At 47.4% G+C, this 21,526-nt stretch carries 19 protein-coding genes; 14 read left to right on the forward strand and 5 right to left on the reverse strand.

What is annotated here, in order from left to right:
• Positions 1 to 72 precede the first annotated feature (72 nt).
• Positions 73 to 888, reverse strand: coding sequence for a hypothetical protein (locus ACWQXP_RS13140; protein WP_454063330.1), 816 nt, complete (start codon positions 886 to 888; stop codon positions 73 to 75).
• 271 nt (positions 889 to 1,159) lie between these two features.
• Here ACWQXP_RS13140 and ACWQXP_RS13145 point away from each other — a divergent pair, with 271 nt between their 5' ends.
• The 6 genes from ACWQXP_RS13145 (at position 1,160) to ACWQXP_RS13170 (ending at position 7,450) form a co-directional block, all read left to right on the forward strand.
• Positions 1,160 to 2,800, forward strand: a complete 1,641-nt coding sequence (locus ACWQXP_RS13145) for a TolC family protein (RefSeq protein WP_454063331.1) — start codon at positions 1,160 to 1,162, stop codon at positions 2,798 to 2,800.
• 234 nt (positions 2,801 to 3,034) lie between these two features.
• Positions 3,035 to 4,180, forward strand: coding sequence for an efflux RND transporter periplasmic adaptor subunit (locus ACWQXP_RS13150; protein WP_454063332.1), 1,146 nt, complete (start codon positions 3,035 to 3,037; stop codon positions 4,178 to 4,180).
• A gap of 4 nt (positions 4,181 to 4,184) precedes the next feature.
• On the forward strand, positions 4,185 to 4,901 hold the full coding sequence (locus ACWQXP_RS13155) for an ABC transporter ATP-binding protein (protein ID WP_454063333.1): 717 nt from the start codon (positions 4,185 to 4,187) through the stop codon (positions 4,899 to 4,901).
• Between the two features lie 84 nt (positions 4,902 to 4,985).
• A complete protein-coding gene (locus ACWQXP_RS13160; protein ID WP_454063499.1) occupies positions 4,986 to 6,137 on the forward strand; it encodes an ABC transporter permease in 1,152 nt (383 codons plus the stop codon).
• Positions 6,138 to 6,196: 59 nt separating this feature from the next.
• Positions 6,197 to 6,895, forward strand: coding sequence for a CPBP family glutamic-type intramembrane protease (locus ACWQXP_RS13165; protein WP_454063334.1), 699 nt, complete (start codon positions 6,197 to 6,199; stop codon positions 6,893 to 6,895).
• A gap of 132 nt (positions 6,896 to 7,027) precedes the next feature.
• Entirely contained in the window at positions 7,028 to 7,450 is a 423-nt protein-coding gene (locus tag ACWQXP_RS13170) for a DUF6941 family protein (protein ID WP_454063335.1), read from the forward strand.
• A 26-nt stretch (positions 7,451 to 7,476) separates the two neighbouring features.
• Here ACWQXP_RS13170 and ACWQXP_RS13175 read toward each other — a convergent pair whose 3' ends face one another.
• Positions 7,477 to 8,283, reverse strand: a complete 807-nt coding sequence (locus tag ACWQXP_RS13175) for an SDR family oxidoreductase (RefSeq protein WP_454063336.1) — start codon at positions 8,281 to 8,283, stop codon at positions 7,477 to 7,479.
• Positions 8,284 to 9,070: 787 nt separating this feature from the next.
• Here ACWQXP_RS13175 and ACWQXP_RS13180 point away from each other — a divergent pair.
• The 4 genes from ACWQXP_RS13180 to uvrA all read left to right on the forward strand — a co-directional run bounded on the left by ACWQXP_RS13180 (position 9,071) and on the right by uvrA (position 14,379).
• Positions 9,071 to 9,676, forward strand: a complete 606-nt coding sequence (locus tag ACWQXP_RS13180) for a nucleoside deaminase (protein WP_454063337.1) — start codon at positions 9,071 to 9,073, stop codon at positions 9,674 to 9,676.
• Positions 9,677 to 9,686: 10 nt separating this feature from the next.
• Entirely contained in the window at positions 9,687 to 10,520 is an 834-nt protein-coding gene (locus ACWQXP_RS13185; protein WP_454063338.1) for an ROK family protein, read from the forward strand.
• A 97-nt stretch (positions 10,521 to 10,617) separates the two neighbouring features.
• On the forward strand, positions 10,618 to 10,995 hold the full coding sequence (crcB, locus tag ACWQXP_RS13190; RefSeq protein ID WP_454063339.1) for a fluoride efflux transporter CrcB: 378 nt from the start codon (positions 10,618 to 10,620) through the stop codon (positions 10,993 to 10,995).
• A 582-nt stretch (positions 10,996 to 11,577) separates the two neighbouring features.
• Entirely contained in the window at positions 11,578 to 14,379 is a 2,802-nt protein-coding gene (gene uvrA / locus ACWQXP_RS13195) for an excinuclease ABC subunit UvrA (protein ID WP_454063340.1), read from the forward strand.
• A 269-nt stretch (positions 14,380 to 14,648) separates the two neighbouring features.
• Here the strand turns inward: uvrA and ACWQXP_RS13200 are convergent, their stop codons facing one another.
• Positions 14,649 to 15,029 carry a hypothetical protein gene (locus ACWQXP_RS13200; protein ID WP_454063341.1) on the reverse strand — a complete coding sequence of 127 codons (381 nt, stop codon included), beginning with the start codon at positions 15,027 to 15,029 and terminating at the stop codon, positions 14,649 to 14,651.
• Positions 15,030 to 15,369: 340 nt separating this feature from the next.
• On the opposite strand from ACWQXP_RS13200, the gene ACWQXP_RS13205 reads away from it, so the two are divergent.
• The 4 genes from ACWQXP_RS13205 to ACWQXP_RS13220 all read left to right on the forward strand — a co-directional run bounded on the left by ACWQXP_RS13205 (position 15,370) and on the right by ACWQXP_RS13220 (position 19,392).
• Complete coding sequence (locus ACWQXP_RS13205) at positions 15,370 to 17,829, forward strand: ATP-binding protein (protein WP_454063342.1); 2,460 nt, start codon at positions 15,370 to 15,372, stop codon at positions 17,827 to 17,829.
• A gap of 75 nt (positions 17,830 to 17,904) precedes the next feature.
• Entirely contained in the window at positions 17,905 to 18,321 is a 417-nt protein-coding gene (locus tag ACWQXP_RS13210; protein ID WP_454063343.1) for a DUF2780 domain-containing protein, read from the forward strand.
• Positions 18,322 to 18,426: 105 nt separating this feature from the next.
• Positions 18,427 to 19,095, forward strand: a complete 669-nt coding sequence (locus tag ACWQXP_RS13215; RefSeq protein ID WP_454063344.1) for a DUF2959 domain-containing protein — start codon at positions 18,427 to 18,429, stop codon at positions 19,093 to 19,095.
• A 48-nt stretch (positions 19,096 to 19,143) separates the two neighbouring features.
• Positions 19,144 to 19,392, forward strand: coding sequence for a GlsB/YeaQ/YmgE family stress response membrane protein (locus ACWQXP_RS13220; protein ID WP_454063345.1), 249 nt, complete (start codon positions 19,144 to 19,146; stop codon positions 19,390 to 19,392).
• A 419-nt stretch (positions 19,393 to 19,811) separates the two neighbouring features.
• Here ACWQXP_RS13220 and ACWQXP_RS13225 read toward each other — a convergent pair whose 3' ends face one another.
• Both ACWQXP_RS13225 and ACWQXP_RS13230 read right to left on the reverse strand, forming a co-directional pair.
• Complete coding sequence (locus ACWQXP_RS13225) at positions 19,812 to 20,207, reverse strand: glycine zipper family protein (RefSeq protein ID WP_454063346.1); 396 nt, start codon at positions 20,205 to 20,207, stop codon at positions 19,812 to 19,814.
• A 468-nt stretch (positions 20,208 to 20,675) separates the two neighbouring features.
• Complete coding sequence (locus tag ACWQXP_RS13230) at positions 20,676 to 21,158, reverse strand: response regulator (protein WP_454063347.1); 483 nt, start codon at positions 21,156 to 21,158, stop codon at positions 20,676 to 20,678.
• Positions 21,159 to 21,526 lie beyond the last annotated feature (368 nt).

Genomic DNA, 21,526 nt, shown 5'->3' on the forward strand with positions numbered 1-21,526 from the left:
TGAGGTACTTCGACTCTACATTTTCCACACAAGGAAGAACACCACTCTTAATTTCAGTTCAGCCCGAAATGGTTAGTATGCCGGCGGGCGCGAGAGTGGAAGGTTCGTCAAGTACTCCTGTGCACGAAGATTATCGAAAGTAAATGGTCCTTTCCCCCATGTGACCAGGCCAACCTTGCCTTCTTTAAACGTGGAATCGGAAAGTGATAACAACATACGGTCGTCAAAGAATACATTGAATAGATCATGGCTCATCATCGGACTTCGCTGAACACGAAGAGCATGCCAATCGCCTTTAACCAGCTTTAATTCTGACTGACCAAACGACGTGGCCTTTCCATCTCGAACGAGAAAGGCTTCTACCGTCTTGGAGGCGGGCGTCACAACCGCTGCATAGAAATTCTTATGATCCTTGGCTCCCAACACAATCCCAGCCTTCCCTGGTCCTATGTCCTTTGTAAGCTTTATACGTACGGATACATCGACATAGGTCACTTCCGTTTCTTCACCCAGAATCACGTCATAACACGAAACATCGGAACAATCCGCATCTTGAACCACAGCTTGTGGTTGAGAAGGCGCTGAAGGCTCATTGGTGACCAACCATGTGCCTTTGGCATCATGATTCTTCACATCGCTCATAAAGCCAGCTGGCGGAGAGCCAGCCTGCTCTTTATCAAAATTCCAATCCTTATAAAGCGGCTGTGTGGTTTTAATTTTAGGCTTAGGAAGTTCTTGTGGCCCTGCCTCTTGATCTGCAAAAGCCTCAGGAGGGCCTGAAAGACCAAATAATGCAATCGCAGCCCACAACACATACCGAGTCTTCACATCACGAGTGTCAAATTTCGATGATCTACACCAGGATTTCAGGAAAGTCTTTGCCAACACGTACATACAACTCCTTATCTTTCACAAAATATGATGGAATAAATCGCAGAAGGCGATATGGAATATGTCATGATTTTACGAATTTACGTCACACGTTCTCAAGAGCTACCAGTGATTGGACACAAGCCGATGATAGAGTCGCAGATGAAAGCAAAGAATAGCATTTCTACTTAAATTTACCACAACACGAGGGATTCCAACCGTATTCATCACTTCCTTGATTTGCATAGTGACTGACTCGTTTGATAGCGTAAGATATACTATCAGCGACTTGAAAACGACGTTTCGATTCTACAATCCATCAGCTGTTTCTCGTCTGCTCAAAAAGATGCAGCTACATACTTACGGTTGGACCTCTCGTATCACAATCCGAACGGTCTGGCTCATCAATTGCCTCCTATTCTCTTCATTGCTGGGGCAGAGCTATATCGCGATCGCCGAATCTCCCCTGACTGCACTCATCGACCCCGAACCCATAGAGACCCTCACACTGAACGAAGCGGTACTACGAGCACTTGAAAGTAATCTGGATATTACCATTGGTCGTCAAGCACGAGATGTTCGGCTGACCGATATTATCCTGCAACAAGCACAATTCGACCCTACGGTCGAACTCTCCAGTCGATACGATCGAACCATTACTCCTCTCAATCGGCCCATATTCGGGTTCGATAACATGGTGACTGGATCAGATCCTGATAGCATTGATCAAAACGATATTAGCATGAGGCTTGGCCTCACCCAAAAACTCTATTCGGGAGGAATGTTCGATTTGGCATTTGATTCGAACAGAAACTCCGTCGCAGGACAAACGTTTTTTTTGTTCAATCCAGCGTATACCAATACCCTTTCCTTAAATCTCAGCCAACCGTTGCTACGTGATTTTGGAGCGGATATTAACAAGACACAAATCAGCATTGCCCGAAATGCCGCGACAACCGAACACCATGTTTTCGTCGACCAGGTGTTAACCGTGATCAAAGATGTCGAACAAACGTATTGGGAACTGGTCTTTACTCGAAAAAATGAAAAAGTTGCCAAAGCCACGCTCAAGGCGGCCCAAGAGTTATTAGCCACCAATCGAGCTAAAGTACGAGCCGGAGTCATGGCTGAAGTCGAAGTGTTACAAGCACAAGCCGGCGTGGCCAGCCGTGTGGAACAAGTTCTAGTGGCCCAGAAAGCCGTGCGCGATCAAGAAGATCAACTGCGGCGACTCTTCAGTCCTTCTGAAGAAGACCTTCGACAAGACATTGTCGTACTGGCAACTGATACCCCGATACAAAAAGCGAACACCAGTACCTTAAGGCAAGATATTGAAACTGCACTTAAGAATCGACCAGAAGTCCTACAAGCTCAAAAAAATATTGAAACGGGAACACTCAACACGACTTTAGCAAAAAATCAGCTGCTTCCCAGTCTGTCACTCGAGGGGGGGGTGGGCCTGAGTGGGTTAGGAAAGAATCCTCAAGATTCACTTGACCGGACATCCAGTTCAGACTTTTACAATATTGGTGGTGGTCTCATCTTGAGCTACCCCCTTGGTAATCGTGCAGCGCAAAGCCAATACAATCGACGAGTCCTGGAAGCCAATCAGGCCAAGGCATTGCTCCAACGTGTTCGTCACCAAGTCATCATCGATACGAAGGAGGCGGTTCGCCGAGTCAAAACTGACTTCAAGCGTATCCGCACCACTCAAACTGCCCGGCAACTGGCTGAAAAACAACTGAAGGTTGAACAGGAACGATTTCAGCTAGGCTTGAGTACAACCCGTATCGTCCTTGAGTTCCAAGGCGACCTTGCCGTCGCACGAGGCAATGAACAACGAGCCATTGTAGACTATAATCAATCATTGGCCAATCTTCGCCGAATGACGGCAACGGCGTTAGATGAATATCAAATCGTTCTCCAATAGACACCGGTCATGCAAACGTAAAGGGTAAAATGTAATACGTTTCATCTGTCCGGGATATCTGTTCACTGGCAAATTTCAGTTTGAATTTGAATTTGTCTAATATCCCTCTCATAACTGCTGTCCTCCATTCCCTCAAGTCATTCAAGCTTGGTACTATAGAGTACCGGTGACCAACAGATTTCTGTCGACCACCTTCTTAAGCGCTCAGGAACGTGAGTGCCGCGGAAACCTAATATGATGAAGCGATGGACCATCGTCTTTTTCCTACTTTTCGCCTTCGGTGTTGGCGCACTTGTCTGGGTATTTTCTCCACTATCTGGAACCGCTGATACCTCCCCGAATACACCAAACCTTGTCACCGTGACCAGGGGGTCCATTGAGACGCGAGTTTCGGAAACCGGCACACTCCAACCCTCAAAAACCGTTGAAATTAAATCACAGTTTTCAGGTGAAGTGGCACAACTGTTGGTGACAGCCGGACAACGTGTTGAAGTCGGGCAACTGCTGGCGGTTATCATTCAAGAGCCTCGAGAGGCTCGACAAGTCGCCCAACTTCGAGCTGCGATTCAGGAAGAACGAATCAATGCGGACAAAGCAAACCGTGAACTTGTTCGCATGCAGTCACTCTTCGAGAAGGGGTTTATCCCAAGAAAAGAGTTAGAATCGGCTGAACAAGAGCACCGTCGAACCCTGGTTCGTTTAGAGTTAGCCGAACGACAATTACTCCTTGCACTGGGCAGCAATCAAGTGCTGTACCAACGGTATCTCACCAAACAGCTATCTCCTAATCGTCCGGAAGAATTTCAACTCAAATCACCATCCTCCGGGACGATTTTAGAAGTTCTGGTGCAACCTGGAGAAATCATTACGTCCGGGACGGCCACATTTGGGGGCGGCACAGTCCTTATGCGCGTATCCGACTTACGTCAAATGGTCGTAAAATCAAAAATCAATGAAGTCAGTATTGCCCGAGTCAAAGTTGGTCAACGCGTAGATATTCGTCTTGATGCCTTATTACGACAACAGTTTCAAGGAACGGTCACGAACATTTCGACCCAGGGACTTCAAGAAAACAATATTGTCACCTATGAAGTGACCATCGCCATTGAAAATCCCACGTCAGACCTCCGCCCGATGTTGACAGCCAATGTTGATATTGTCACCGACTCTCTTGACGATGTCCTGACCATCCCCCTCGAAACACTTCAGGCCGACCGAGGTGATGACATTGTCGAAGTCATACACAACGGCACACCCACAAAGCGTAAGGTCCGAGTCGCCTTTCGAACAGAGTCTCAAGCAGTCATCACAGAAGGGCTTACTGAAGGCGATGAGGTTGTCATTCCGTCCTTCAACAAACCGGAATCCTCACAACGGTAAGTCCATGACACAGGCTACTCCTCTTATCGAATTAGAACAGGTGAGTAAGGTCTATCAAGCTGGAGAGATTGAAGTACGTGCGCTGGTCAATGTCAGCTTTTCTATTCAGCGTGGGGAGTTTGTCGCGATTATCGGACAATCTGGAAGTGGGAAAACGACCTTACTTGATATATTAGGATGCTTAAATCGTCCGACTGATGGAGAATATCGACTCGACGGTGATGTCATTCATTCATTACCCGAGCATGAACTGACAAGGATTAGAAATCGAAAAATTGGATTTATCTTTCAGACCTTTCATCTTCTTCCTCGAAAAACCGCTGTAGAAAATGTGCAATTGCCGCTGCTGTATGCGGGATTTTCTGAAGACAAACAACGGCATCGCGCACTCGAATTGCTCACGAAAGTTGGACTGGACAATCGGACACATCACTACACGAATCAATTGTCAGGAGGACAACAACAGCGAGTGGCGATTGCACGAGCCTTAGTCAATCGACCCGATATTATCCTAGCGGACGAACCAACTGGAAATTTAGACAGCCAATCCGGGCACGATGTCCTCACGATGTTTCACCAACTCCACCAACAGGGGCAAACAATTATTCTGATCACACACGACCGGGACATCGCCTCGCAAGCTCAGCGTCGTATCAGTTTGGCCGATGGCGAAATCGTGGCCGACGACGGCGTATCTACTCCAAGGCCAGTGGTAGTCTAATCCCCATAGCCTATGATCTTATACTCAATCATACTTGATGCCTTGAGAAATTTATCGGCTAACCTACTTCGTTCAGCTCTGACGATGCTGGGCGTCATCATTGGAGTCGCCTCTGTGATCACCATGATTGCCATTGTCGAAGGCGGGCAAATCTGGCTCGTCAGCTCCATTGAGCGTCTCGGGACCAACTTACTGTTTGTCTGGAAAAAATCCTTGACTGTCGAAGAGCAGCGTCTTTTTAAAGGCCGGTCTACTGGATTGGATTATGATGACTCCCTTGCCATTCGTCAAAAATTTCCACATCTTCACGTCATCCCTCGTGTCGAACTTGAACAAGAAGTCAAAGCGGGAGAACGCCACTTTAGCGGAGACATCACCGGAACAACGCCGGAATATTCAGAAGCACGAAACTTTCATGTCGCACAAGGACGTTTCCTGCTCACAAACGATATAGAAGAATGGAAACGAGTCGTTGTCTTAGGAAAGGAAATTGCGGAACGCCTCTTTGGGAGTGAAACGGCAGTGGGAAAAGAAGTCAACATCGGCAACCAACGTTTGACCGTAGTCGGCGTCATGCAACCCAAAGGCATCGTGTATGGATCAAATTATGATGAAATGATCTTTATCCCCGTGACCACAGCGATACGGCGCTTTCAAGGAACAGATGAATTACAATCAATGGTCATTCACGTTCCTAAACGAGACATGATGGATCAAACGATGAAACGACTCCATGCATTTCTCATTCAACAACACGATGGAGTCGACGACATTCGTGTCCGCAATCAAGGCGACTTTCTAAACGCCGTGGATCGCACCATCTGGACGTTTCGTATCGTTCTCGGCGGCATTGCCGTCGTGGCTCTTGTTGTGGGCGGCATTGGTATTATGAATATTATGTTGGTGACGGTGACGGAGCGAACACGAGAGATTGGACTCCGAAAAGCGATAGGAGCCAGGCGTCAAGATATACTCCTTCAATTTCTTATTGAATCTGTGACGATTAGCGTCGTCGGTGGACTCATTGGCGTGCTCATGGGTATTGTTTTCGCGTATGGGTTTGGAGACTTTGTGGCCCAAGCCATGCCCGGAGGAGGAGATTGGGGGGCCGTGATTCACCCGTCGGCCATTGCGATTGCATTTTCATTTGCCGTGATCGTCGGTGTCTTCTTCGGACTCTACCCCGCCATCAAAGCCTCAAAGCTGGACCCCGCCGAAGCGCTCCGCTATCAATAAAAGAGAATGGCCACTGGCTACAACTAATCAGCATGTCTTCCGACTAACCATGCACTCGAATGCGGATTGAACCAGAACAATGGCCGAGCCTTGCCTTAGTATCGGTTGCCGGTACCATCATTTTTTATCTTCTTCCTCACTCATATCAAGAATATACGATTGTCCAGTTTATGCCGCAAATATTGGCATATTTGGGATTAGGAATGTGGACCGCGACAAACGACAACGTGAGCATTCGATTAGGAATACAATCCACCCACATGTGGGTCGGCTTGCGGTGGGGATGTATGGTTGGACTTCTCTTAGGCATAGGCAATTCATGTATCATCCTCTACATCGTTCCGATTTTAGGAAAGGACATCACCTTTCTTGCACAAACGCCCCATGCACAAGTTCCAACCCTATTAATGATTCCATGGACCATTACGGTCATAGCCATTGCCGTCGAATTTAACTTCAGAGGATTCCTGCTTGGACGTCTTATCTCACTCATCGCGCACATTCAATACCTCACTCCTTCTTACGACAAATACCCAAAACACCTCAATCACATCATTGCCATTCTTCTCTCCGCCCTGGTTTTTACATTTGACCCCTTTATGGTTTCCACCTTTCAACACCTACATTGGATTGCACTATGGGATGGCATCATTTGGGGTTGGATGTGGGTTCGATTAAAAAACCTCTATGCGGTGATGGCTGCGCACGCGATAGAAGTCATGGTGTTGTACCTCTGGATCAAAACCGCACTCACCTGACTCGTCGCCTGTATCTCGTATCTCGTATCTCGTAAAAGATAGCAGGGGCTGACACATTAAGGTCGAACATTGTATGGTAAATGGCTTCTTCTGAGGCGATTCATGTTTCGAAACGAAAAGGAATGAATATTTATGCCCGACATTGTAAAACCGAGCGTCCAAGCCTTCTTGGTCTGTGACACAATCATCATTGATAGTTTGACAGGCAAAAAAAGTATCATTGGCGCCTTTACCCATCTGTGGGCCAAAACGTTTCCTTGCCAACACCCGCAAATGGGCGTGTATTTCTGTCTCAACGACGCGGAGGGAACGTATCAATTTGAGATCGAACTCATCTATCTCGATAAAAACCAAACCGTGGGGAAGGGTGCCCTGTCACCCATCGAAATCAAGAGTCGGCTCGAAACTCATGACTTTGGCCTGAACATTTCGACCATTGTTTTTCCTGGTCCTGGTCGATATGAATTCCGGCTCCATGCCAACGGGCAGTTCATCACCCAAAAAGATTTCCATGTAATTCAGCAGGAATCCTCTCCTAAACCACCAGAGTCATAACGTTGGAAAAAGCATAGCTCAAACGCTCACCTAACCTCTTCCTTCACCGCCTTTTTTGCAATCCCGTCGATCAATTTAGGTAACAAGATTCTCACAAGTCGGCCCCAATACCCTCGCCAGGAAGTAACCAACAAGCGCTGACGTTTCTCCATGGCGTTGAGGATCATGACCGCGCAGGATTCTGAAGTTTGATACGTGTGTTGATTCGCAGGGCTTTCTCCCACCCGTTGCCCACGTGCATCAAACGATCGCTCATGAATTTTTGACACCACGAAATCCGGAGCGATGATCGTAATTGAAACACCCGCATCCTCTAATTCCATTCTTAATGATTCAAAGAACCCCATCATGGCATGCTTGCTCGCACAATACCCGGTTCGTGTGGGTACACCGGTCAGACCCGCCACACTCGCCACAGCAACCACTCTCCCTTTTGACTGCTTAAGATGGGGCAATGCGTATTTTGTGCAATAGACACCACTCAAATAATTCACTTTCATGATATGGTCGAATATCGAGAGATCTGAAACCTCCTCTAACGTAGCCCGCATCGATATACCAGCATTATTCACAAGAACATCCAGCGCACCAAACGTCTCAATCGTTTGTTGAATAAGCCGTTGACATGCCTGTTCGTCTGTGACATCAGTGGGTAAAACACACGAAGTGGCTCCCACTTGCTCGCATTCAGCAGCTAAGGTTAAAAGTCGTTGTTCGTTTCGTGCGGCAAGAATAAGCTTTGGCTGCTGTGGTGCTAAAGCAAGAGCTAAGGCTCGTCCAATGCCTTCGGAGGCGCCCGTGATGATGATGACTTTTTTGAAAAAAATAGACATATGTGCTTTATGAGTTTCAAGTGCTCTCCAACCAGCCAAAATCAAACGCGATGCTTCTGGAAAGCTTTGTTTGTACGCTGTTTGCATTAAGGATGCAAGAGCATTCATCCTCAGGCAAGTGCGAGGTCAATCCATTCAAACGTCGAACGAATTTATGTATTGACAGGCTATCAAGATAGGCGTAGCATTAATAATGTTTCTTCTGCTTGCGGATGAGTCGTGCGGGAAATTCAGTCATTGCGATTCAGACTCAAGCCCCTACACGAAAAGGAGGTCTCTCATGGATGACGCTACGCCACCTGGCCACCTAGCCCCGTCTGTGGTAATGATTGCCTTCCAACCACAACGGCCTTTATCGTTTTTGCCGAGTTGATGTTCCCATCCTGATCAAGAGATGGTGCTCTTAAGCACAATGTTCATATTTCTGACATTCACAGCTCTCATGCAGAAGAGGTGAAAAGGATGATGGAAATAGAGTACCTCACCAGGAGGACTCGGTTTGATAGCAGAATCAACTGGCCATGATGTAAACGAAAAAGCCTTGTTCGACCTCAGATGGGACGAGACATATCGAAGGCACAAGAAAGACAGCACAGTTTGTGCGAAATATGGGCTTCCATCATCTCAGTGTGATGGGAGCCCGTTTTTTGAGTAAAGTACCCCCGTCATTATGATTATTCATCTCTACTCTCATCTTTATTAAGACCACCGTTCCCTCAAATCGTTCTTGCTCCCGCCTTGAAGCGAAACGATATGGTGAATCATTTCGACACAAGGCGGGTTCTATATGAATCAAGACACCATCACTTCATTTTCCACCTTCACACTTCAGTTACCCGATTGGCTACCGGAATACCTGATCAACATCCCTGCATATTTCAGTACCATAGATCAAAAAATGACATTTGTGACGGAGCTGGCTCGTCTGAATGTTAAATATCGTACTGGAGGTCCCTTTGCTGCCGCTGTCTTTGATTCCATCACCAACCGTTTAGTCGCTCCCGGTGTGAACCTTGTGACAACATCTCACGTTTCGATTGCTCACGCGGAAATCGTTGCCCTGACGCTCGCGCAACACGCCGTCGGGCATCATGACCTTGGAGCTGAAGGACATTCACCGCATGAACTCGTCACGAGTACTGAACCCTGTGCGATGTGCTTAGGAGCCATTCCCTGGTCAGGCATACGCACACTCATCTGCGGAGCACGAGATGAAGATGCGAGAGACATCGGATTTGATGAAGGCACAAAACCTCCGAACTGGGTCAACACGTTACATGCACGAGGCATCGTCGTGACTCAAGACATCCATCGCCACAAGGCCATTCAAGTGTTACAAGACTACGCGAAAGATGGTGGCAGTATTTACAACGGTCGACAGAGCACACCCTAGGAGAATCATCATGGCTAAGAACCCTCCAAGTCGCAAACAGGATCGTCAACCTATCAAGACACTCGCCATTGATATCGGAGGCTCTGGAATTAAGGCCATTGTCCTCGACGAAATGGGCACCCCTCTGACAGAACGTGGACGCATTGCCACCCCCAAACCAGCTCTCCCGACTGCCATCACAGAAACTATTGCGAAGCTGGCTGAGGCACAAGGTGAATTCGACCGCATATCAGTCGGGTTTCCCGGTGTCATACGTCACGGCATCGTGTACACGGCTCCTAATCTGGGCAATGCGATATGGAAAGGGTTCAATTTAGTTGAAGCCCTCACCACGCAATTAAAAAAACCCGTCAGGGCTGCGAATGATGCCGATGTGCAAGGCTTCGGGGCGATACAAGGGAAAAACATCGAACTGGTTATTACCCTAGGAACAGGATTTGGATCTGCGTTGTTTGTTGACGGCAAACTGGTTCCAAACCTGGAATTAGGGCATCACCCTTTTCACGATCATGAAACGTATGAAGAACAATTGGGGAATGCAACTCTTGAAAAGATCGGGAAAAAGAAGTGGAATAAACGACTGGCCAAAGCCATTAAAACATTAGATCGTGTGTTAAATTTTGATCACCTTTACATTGGTGGAGGCAATAGCAAGAAAGTCAATCTGGTATTACCGGAGAAAGTCACCCTCGTTCCCAACACGGCAGGCCTGCTTGGCGGGATCGCATTCTGGAATCTCGGCCAGGATGACCTCATGAATCGATGGATTCAAGCCAAAGAGACCGAGAAAGTCACAGCCAAGCAACGCTCACAACGAAAAAAGATAAAGCCTCTCAAAGATTGATCCTCGAGAACACTTATAGTACGGTCTTCTCATCGTTGCCCTCTTCACAGCAAACACGTTCGGCACTGATCATTATTCAGCATCTGACATTCCTCATATGACACAAATTGTTTTAGTTGGATTAGGCGGCATGATTGGGTCAATCAGTCGTTTTCTCCTCTCTGACTTTGTTCAACGGCTTAACCCCATTCTTGGATATCCATTTGGCACACTGACCGTCAATGTGCTGGGGTGTTTCTTGATTGGCCTGCTCAATGGCTTAACCGACTCACAACAGCTTTTCATTGCCAACATTCGTCCGTTTCTATTTATTGGCGTCCTCGGAGGATTCACAACCTATTCCACATTTGGCTATGAAACCTTTGCGTTTTTACGAGATGGGCAATACTCACAAGCTTTTCTCATTGTTGGATTGCATCTTTTTCTCGGCCTGGGAGCCGTCTGGCTAGGTGATATGGTAGGCCGCATCGGTTAACATCTTGCCATTCAGATTTCTATCCGATTTCTCCCTCTCAAAGTCTTCCCTCACAATCCCATCTTGTTGCTATCCCTGACTTTCACTCAAAAGACGTCAGTTGCTAAACAGTCATGCACCGTTGAATTTGTTACAAACGATTGACATGCAAGCCTTGTAACAGACCATGATTTGGTTAGTGCATGAGTCCCCTGGTACAGTTTCTCTTTTGGGAATGTTGAAAAAAGCCGCTAGCGGCGTTCTCGCTCCCTCGCCGTCCGAACGCCACGAGATTCTCTGAGAGGGAGCTTGCGTTGTGTCAGTGAAGTCATTCAGCTGCGTGTGCCGAAATTGCGCGAGAGTGCCGTGCTCACGTAATACCAGTACGCTCCACCTATGATCGTTCTGGCAAGAGGGAGTCCCCCTGCAACAAAAAATGAGTGTCATGTGGAACTACCTCCAGAGATAATCGTGCCCGAGGGCTGCGGCCTTGCTGGACGGATTTTTTTGAACATTCCCTCCCTTCAAAGCATGCGTCTTGCCTAGACGATTCCTGGGCCATTGGCATGAATTATTCAATAGGCCTCTTTTGGGACTAAAGATATGGCAGACAAGAAGAAACGTCGCGATCTCATTATTGAAGGCGCACGACAGAACAATCTCAAAAATATCTCGCTCTGGATCCCCCACAATGCCCTCACGGTCATTACCGGCGTCTCAGGATCAGGAAAGTCGTCGCTCGCGTTCGATACCATCTTTGCCGAAGGACAATGGCGATATATTGAATCACTTTCGTCCTACACCAGAATGTTCTTAGAGCGCGTGACTCGCCCTGACGTCGATCGTCTCATTAACATTCGCCCGGCGATTGCGCTTGAACAAAAGAATCCTGTTCGGACGTCCCGTTCCACGGTGGGAACAGCCAGTGAAATATCTGATTATCTACGCCTCCTGTTTGCGAAAATCGGTCAACTGACCTGTCCTGACTGCCATATCAAAGCCGAAGCCCATCAGCCGGAATCGGTGGCTCAGAAACTTTTAGAAGTATTTCCGCAGAGCCGCGCCTTTATCCTTTTTCCAATTGAAGCACCAAAACCTAAACAGATGCCCGACTTTATTTCATCATTACTCAAACAAGGGTATGTTCGTATTCTCGACCATGATCAACCCTTGAATCTCAACACCGATCCTGTCCCGAAAATATTCACACAGCCAATTGTACAGGTCATCGTCGATCGACTGGTCCTCCGAGAGGATAATCGTTCAAGACTTGTGGAGAGTTTGGAGTCGGCCTTTCAAGAAGGACACGGATTCGCACAGGTCCAAGTCGTAGGCCAAAAAATCTCTACCTTCTGCACCGCTCTCCGTTGCCCTCAATGCCATCGAACGTTTGACACTGTTCGGCCAGTACACTTTTCGTTTAACCATGCCTTAGGGGCATGTCCCGAATGTAAGGGATTCGGCAATATTCTTCAGTATGACGAAAATCTCATCATTCCAGATCCTTCCAAGTCGCTCAACGATGGAGCAATTGATCCGTGGACAAAGCCATCCAATCGATGGTGGCAGGATGAGATGCTGAAAGGTTTCAAAAAGCGCAAGCTTGCTGTCACGACACCCTACGAGAAACTGTCACGTGAGGAAAAACGAATAATTTGGGAAGGTGATCGAAAGCTTGAAGGCATTCATCAATTTTTTGAATACCTGGAAGGCAAGCGATACAAGATGCATGTTCGTGTGTTTCTCAGTCGTTATCGAAGTCCATCTCGCTGTCCGACCTGCCAGGGTAGCCGGCTTCGCCCTCATGGGCTCATGGTGCATATACACAAACAGAATATCCATGACGTTTCCGAATGGCCAATTCAACAGGTTCATAGCTGGGTACGGACTCTCACGCTTTCTGACTCTGAACGCGAGATCGCGAACGACATACTCCAAACATTAGAAGCTAAGTTGACTTTTCTGCTTCATGTTGGACTCGATTACCTAACCATCAACAGGGAAATGCGTACATTGTCTGGAGGTGAAGCCCAGCGTATATCATTAGCCACACACCTCGGAGCTAAATTAGTCGGAACACTGTATGTTCTCGATGAACCCACTATCGGCCTTCATCCACGTGACACCGCGGCCTTAGCCAGTTTACTCAAGGCGCTTGCCCGAAATGGCAATACCGTTGTCACCGTCGAGCATGATCACCAGGTCATTGAACAAGCTGATCACATCATTGAAATCGGTCCGGCTTCAGGCGAGAAGGGAGGTGAGGTGATCTGCTCGGCTTCCTACCCCACCTTCATCAAAAATCCTCATGCTATCACGGCTCGATACCTACGTGGCGATGAGTCAATCTCCGTCCCACCGCATCGTCGTCCTGGAAACGGGAAAAGCCTCACGATCACCGGAGCCCGAGAACACAACCTAAAAAATCTGACGTTACATATTCCTTTAGGAACGCTGACGAGCGTCACTGGTGTGTCCGGGTCAGGGAAAAGCACACTTGTCGAAAATATACTCTATGCTGCAGCCGCTCGAGCATTCAAAGTTGCCTCACCCCCGCTTGGAACATTTGACGAAATCACCGGGCTAGAACACCTCCACACCGTTCGGCTCATTAACCAGGAACCTATCGGTAAAACACCTCGCTCAAATCCAGTCACCTACATGAAAGTCTTCCAAATTATTCGACAACTTTTCTCGCAGAATGCAGAGGCACGCGCACGCGGACTGACTCCAGCTTATTTTTCGTTTAACACCGGCGCGGGGCGATGCCCACGTTGTGAAGGACAAGGGCATGAAAAGTTAGAAATGTATTTTTTGGAAGACCTGTATGTCACATGCGAAGACTGTGAAGGTCATCGATTTAAACCTGAAGTTCTCGCGATTCGGGTTCAGGGCCATTCAATCCATGACGTCCTCACCATGACAGTTGAACAGGCACTCACAACATTTGGAGAATTCGCTCCAACCCTCGTCCCACCTCTGGCACTACTCGACTCTCTAGGGTTAGGATATCTCCGGTTAGGTCAGCCGGCTACGAGTTTATCAGGAGGAGAATCCCAACGATTGAAAATTGCCGCAGAACTTGCACGTCTTCCAACAGCGAAACGCGGTTCAACGCAATCAAACGAAACGCTCTACATTCTGGACGAACCGACCACCGGACTCCATATCGACGACATTAAAAAACTGCTATGCGTTCTGAATCGCCTGGTAGACGAAGGAAATACCGTCGTCGTCGTCGAGCATCATCTCGACATCATGAAATGTTCGGATTGGATCATCGATCTTGGGCCGGGAGGCGGAGAACATGGGGGAAAGATTGTTGCCGAAGGACAACCTGAGATCGTGGCGAACAATATCGAATCCTATACTGGGCGATTTCTTCAAACCGTTATACAACCATGAATATTCGGTAAATCACCAAAAACTTAATAACGAAAAAAGATTCACACCACAGGGAATGCTCCACGGTATATCGAATGAGGAATAGACCAGAATATTCGAGACCTCAAATACATAACAAACTACCACACACAAAAATCGCTACCCACCTGCTTGTCCCACAAACCTCTTTTCACCTGACTAGAGTATTACTGGCATATCTGTTGCCCACACACCCAGGGTTATTCACCTACTACGTTTAAAACTTTATCTAGCCAACTAAACATGAAGGTCTACCTCTTCACTCCATGTAATGTTTGTCGACTGGCCCACGATCGTTCTTCTCTTTGAACCTCGTTAAGTGACTGCATCAATTGCCCATATAAAGTCTCTGCATAAGGACCATCCACGACTTCAAGGTGACTGACGGGGAGCTCAAAAACCTTACGGACTTTTGAGCATCGTGTGCTCCAATAGGCCTCTAAGGCTGTATCACTTTGAAAAAGCACAATCTCTCCGTCATAGGACTGAGGTACGTACTGTTTCTTGACTTGAGCAACGATGCTATCGCGATAAATTTGTCGTAGGCAAAGCGGTAAGGGACGTCCCAATCTAAAATACGCCAGACAGACCAATTGAACCCATTCACCGAAATCAGTCTCTGGGTTCGCCATTGAAGACCACGAGAAACTCTCGATAATAGAGTTCTAGCTTCTGTTTATCGTTCATCTCGCTCGCAGTCGTGAGAATAATCAACAGACATTTTTTCCACTGGGGCCTCGGATCTTCTGTTATGGCGATTGTAGGTGTCCTTGGACACGATCTTTTATAGTCGTGGAGTAATCAACAGACATTTTTCCCACTGGGGCCTTGGACCTTCTGTTATGGCGATTATAGGTGTCCAAGCTTGAGAATGGCCCATGAGTTATGATGCAATGCGTTTGAACAAACTCCCCCTGCAACACCCATTGACAAACACATCTCTTCGTAAATCATTGTGAAAGGATCGTGTCGATGCAAGACTTTGAAAAACTTGGTGCCTTCTATCTGGGACGCCCATTCGACTTAGAGAAAAAGGAATCCAAACCCGGCCTTCTCCTTTATGACTCGAAAGACCTCGTGACTCATGCTGTCTGCGTGGGCATGACGGGAAGCGGGAAAACCGGTCTCTGCATTGGGCTGTTGGAAGAAGCGGCGATTGACGGTATTCCTGCTCTGGTAATCGACCCGAAGGGCGATTTATCGAATCTATTGCTGACATTTCCCAAACTTAGAGGACAAGACTTTCTCCCATGGGTGAATAAAGACGACGCACAGAAAAAAGGCTTCTCACCCGTGGAGTATGCCCAGCAGGAGGCCGACACATGGGGAAAAGGGTTACGATCATGGAATCAAAGTGGAGATCGAATCAAACGTTTACGTGATGCTGCGGACTTTGCCATTTACACCCCGGGCAGTACTGCTGGCCTGCCGATCTCTATCCTGAAATCATTTTCAGCACCTCCCACCTCAATCGCGGAAGATACGGAACTCCTGAGCGAACGGATCAGTACAACGGCAACCAGCCTCTTGAACCTCGTTGGCATTCAGGCCGACCCTCTCCAGAGCCGAGAACACATTCTTCTTTCGACTGTTTTGGGACATGTATGGAAACAAGGACAAGATTTGGACCTGGCGCAACTCATCGGGTATCTACAAAACCCGCCCATTCAGAAGATTGGAGTCCTGGATGTTGAGTCGTTTTTTCCCTCAAAAGATCGCTTTGCCCTTGCGATGCGCTTCAATAATCTTCTTGGTGCGCCAGGATTTTCTACGTGGCTCGAAGGACAACCGCTCGACATCGATCAGCTCCTGTATACCGCCGATGGCAAGCCACGAATCGCCATTATGTCAATTGCACATTTAAATGACACGGAACGTATGTTCATCGTCACCATGCTGTTGAGTCAAATGGTGAGTTGGATGCGAACTCAATCTGGTACCACAAGCCTTCGCGCCCTGGTCTATATGGACGAAGTCTTTGGCTACTTTCCACCTGTGAAAAATCCCCCGTCGAAAGCTCCACTTCTCACCCTGCTCAAACAAGCACGCGCCTTTGGTGTGGGAACGGTCCTGGCGACACAAAACCCTGTGGATCTCGATTACAAAGGCCTCGGCAATGCAGGAACCTGGTTTATCGGCCGTTTGCAAACCGAACGCGATATCGCACGTGTCCTCGATGGCCTTGAAGGGGCCGCGTCTGAAGCGGGAAAAGCGATGAATCGGAAACAGATGCAAAAAACCCTCTCAGGATTAGACAGTCGCGTATTTCTCATGAACAATGTTCACGACGACAAGCCTGAAATTTTTGAAACCCGTTGGGCGCTCTCCTATTTACGTGGGCCACTGACAAGGACGCAAATTAAAACATTAATGGATCCATACAAGGATCAACTCCCGAAAACAAAAGACCCGACAACGACAGGCCATGCCAAGACGGAAGCAGCAAAAACCAAAACCCCAAACACTCAAATTGAGACCTCTCAACGACCGGTCTTACCGCCAGAGATTTCACAGTACTTCGTTCCCACACGAACGTCTCAACCTGACGAAGCAAGCCTCACGTATCAACCACAATTATTGGCTTCAACCTCCATCCACTACATCCAAAGCAAAACAAAACTGGACGTATTACGAGATTTCACCGTACTTCTTCCTATTACGGATGACCCAATTCCTGTTGACTGGGATAATGCCATTGAGACAGAGATTTCCCCAGATGACCTGGAGAAACGACCTGAAGAAGGCGTGAGCTATTCACCAGTGCCTTCAGCAGCCGGGAACACAAAACACTACAAGAACTGGGAGAGAGATTTTAAGAATTGGGTTTACCGTCATAAGGCGCTCGAACTATGGAAAAGCCCTGCTCTTAAAATCATTTCGGATCCAGACGAATCCGAACGTGACTTTCGCATTCGGTTGCAACAACTCGCACATGAACAGCGAGACGAGGACATCGAACGACTTCGAAGGAAGTATGCACCCAAAATGACCACACTTGAAGAACGGATTCGTCGTGCGGAGCAGACTGTCGATCGAGAAACGGAGCAAGCCAAGCAGCAGAAAATGCAAACGGTCATATCCTTTGGCGCCACCTTGTTATCGGCATTTCTTGGAAGAAAAACTGTCAGTCGATCGTCTGTGGGCCGAGCAACATCAGCCATTCGCGGCGTGGGACGCTCAATGAAAGAAGCCAAGGATGTCGCACGAGCTGGCGACACAGTTGAAGCCTTACAACAACGACTTCTCGATCTCAACAACCAATTCCAAGAGGACAAAGACACTCTAGCCTCCCAATGGGAACAACAGGCCGGAACTCTTGAATCCTTCACTGTCAGGCTCAAGAAAACTAATATTTCTCTCAAGTTGGTCACGTTTGTCTGGATCCCCTATTGGAAAGATTCATCTGGAGACATGACTCCAGCCTGGAAATAACATACAATAGCCTATAGTCCCCCTCTACTCCCTTTCATCATCCATCACGACTTATTAATTCAAAGGAGGAATGCCATGGTGGAACTCGTTCAGATGTTGACGAATAATCTTGGAGTCAGCGAGGATCAGGCTAAAGGTGGCGCTGGCATGCTGTTCAACATCGCAAAAGAAAAGCTTGGCAGCGGTGAATTTCAACAGATCGCCGAAGCCGTCCCCGGCATAGGGAATCTAATGAGTGCTGCCCCAACGGCCGGCGATGGAGGAGAGGGTGGTGCCGGAGTCATGGGAATGCTCGGAGGGCTCGCTTCGAGCTTAGGTGGAAGTGCCGGAGGCCTTGGATCACTGGCTGCGCTCGCAGGGGGATTCTCAAAACTCGGCCTGGATACGGAGATGATCGGTAAGTTTATTCCCCAGGTCTTGCAATACGTGCAAAGCCAAGGTGGTGACGGCGTCAGAAACTTACTCGAAAAAGTCATTAGCCCCAGCGCATAAGACTTTTGTTTCCTGGTTCTTTTCATCAAGAACCGGGGAACCCCATGCGAAACATGATGAGATCATTAATTATATTCCTTCTTTAGACCCAGGAGACTAGCATCCATGAACATCCGTCCGACTCAACGTACGCTGAATAGTTGGCTCACGTGCCTCATCGTCATCTCATTGACTGGCTGTCAAAGTGTCTATTACGAGGCCATGGAAAAAATTGGGTACCACAAACGCGATCTCCTCATTTCCGATGTCGAAAAAGCTCGTGACGCCCAGGCCGATGCGAAAGAACAGTTCAAATCCGCGCTTGACCGCTTTACATCTGTTTTAAACTTTAAAGGTGGTGACTTACAAGAAAAATACGACAAGTTAAACGCCGAATACGAGGAGAGTGAGGTCAAAGCACAAGCCGTCCATGACCGTGTGGCATCAGTCGAAGACGTATCCGAAGCCTTGTTCACTGAGTGGAAAGCCGAACTTGAGGAATACTCCAACGCCAGTTTGCGCCGAACAAGCCAACGTAAGCTCGATCAAACACAAAAACAATACAGCCAACTCATCAAAGCCATGAAGCGTGCAGAGAAGAAAATGGACCCCGTCATGTCTGCATTTAAAGATCAAGTCCTCTTCTTAAAGCACAACCTCAATGCGAAAGCGATTGCGTCACTCAAGAATGAACTCGTGGCCGTCGAAAGCGACATTTCGTCATTGATCAAAGAAATGGAAGCGTCGATCAAGGAAGCCGATTCGTTTATTTCGACCATGGCCAAAGAAGAGTAAGAATCTCAAGAAGTCTCAAACAACTCGTCTTCGATAAGGAGAACAGCAATGGGAATTCTATCCTGGATTGTATTTGGATTGATTGCTGGAATTCTGGCAAAGATCATGATGCCCGGCAAAGATCCCGGAGGCTTTATCATCACGATTTTGATTGGAATCGCTGGCGCCACAGTCGGCGGCTTCATCAGCACAGCATTGGGATATGGAGAAGTCTCAGGATTTGACATCCGAAGCTTTGGGATTGCAATTGGTGGCGCACTTTTACTGCTGTTCGTATATCGAAAAATCAGAAGCTAGCAATTTCATGCTTGATATTCTTTGGTGTTACGAGCAATAGTCTCTCCTTCTGACAGCACAATGTCGACTCCACCTAGGAACCTCTCGCTATCGGAAGTTAATTGAAGTGGCCATAGAAGACGAATGTAGGCATGTTGACGCAAGTGTTCCGGACACGATCATTGGGGTCTCGCGAGTGACTCGTAAGGATCTTACGTTGAAGTCTTCCAACCTTCTACGCCGTTGATTACAGGTGTCCTAAGACACGATCGTTGGGGGTCTCGCGAGTGACTCGTAAGAATTTTACGTTGAAGTCTTCCAACCTTCTACGCCGTTGATTACAGGTGTCCTAAGACACGATCGTTGGGGGTCTCGCGAGTGACTCGTAAGAATTTTACGTTGAAGTCTTCCAACCTTCTGCGCCGTTGATTACAGGTGTCTTAGTCCCAACCAATGGGTTCGTAGCCTTTTTCGATCAAACAACGATTGACGAAATTTCGATAAGCCGGACTCGCTTCGGCTCCTCCGGACGTAAAGATTCCTCGCAACAGCCCTTGCGTCGCACCTGCGGCCGCTCCAATCATCGAGCCAAGCCCAACGTTTCCTGCAATAGCCCCACCGACGGCACCTGATGCCGCACCGATTGCTCCGCCTCCTACAGTCTGACCGGCAACGTGCTCTCCGGCACTCCCTTTCGAGACATACTCTTCAGCGAGCTCTTCACAAACTGAAATATCTTGCTCTGCCTGTTCTTCCCCACTATCTTGCAGAGCTTGGTTAGGATAGAGAACAGGCCGTGGACCAGAGCAGCCAGAGAAAACGCAAAGACTTATCATCAACAATCCTAATAACATTTTTGAGTTGCACATCTTCATTTTTATCCATTGGCTTTATTAGACTTGGTTATCCAAACGATTTATTTTCAGATAATCAAAATCTTACTTTTCGTGACTTTCGCCCCGGTATAATACTCAAAAATTGTACACTTCTATTCTTTCTCGTTAACTCTTCTATCATCTGCCTAGTTCCCTGCAACTGTCAACAAAATTCTCTGTAAATGATTGCAGACGATTTGATACAGGCTTATCATTTTCATCCAATCCATGACAAACCTATTACTTCAAGGCATACTCCATCAGCTTGATCCACCGATGCCTTTTATAATATTTCCAGAAAAATAAATATGATTAACATGATTAAAAGGCACGCCAAGACAAGAGGAACTATGTCAATATGTCGAAACCGTTTTGGCATGGCAGGTTGCTCGTATTTCATAAAATCTGTTGGATTATTAAAGTGTCCATTCAACTTACAGCTAGCGAAATTTCACGCGGGGTACGAGCAGCGCCTTCAATGGCTTTCTCCACTGCAGTCAAGACCCTCGGCCACTCATACGGTTTAGAGAGAATAGTAAATATTTTTTTCCTTTCATCGAAAGATGGGATAAGATCTGGGGTTTGGCTCGTCACTAAAATAACTGGAATAGACTTGAACGTGGCGTGGGAGGCAACATGCTTAACAAGCTGAACACCATTCATTCGCGGCATCTGCAGGTCTGTCAGCACCACATGAACGTCAGCTTTTCCAAGTACGTCAAGCGCCTCCATACCGTCTTGGGCTTCTTTACAGTCATAGCCACACCCTTCCAACATCGTTCTTAGGACCAATCGGTGATCTGGTTCATCATCGACAATCAAAACACATTTCACCTCTCGTCTTTCCCCCTGAGTACCCCATGCTTCTCCTGAGACATCCTGCTGTTTTGTATAAGAATCGTGTAAAATCATGAGTCCCTGCCACTAGAGAAGACCAATCACTTATGTTTCATATCTTATATTCAACCGCTGTGCCATAAGAGACAAATGAGAAATTTATCCATATATAACAACATCTTACGATGAATGACTAGAAATACTTTCTTCTATCTATCCATTCGAACTGAGTCAATGTGACTCAAAACTGTTTCAGTGTTTCTTCAAGAGACATGAAAAGATGAAGGGACGTACAAGGAGAGTAGAAAGACAGGATGAAGGTTCTCACCAACTACTCAAATACTGGAGAATCATGACTGACAACTCTAAGCAACATGAAAATTTCTCAATTTTTGGCAAACCATTTGAGAATATCGGTGAAACGTGAGATATCTTATAGCCGT

This window comes from Candidatus Nitrospira salsa, assembly GCF_965152625.1.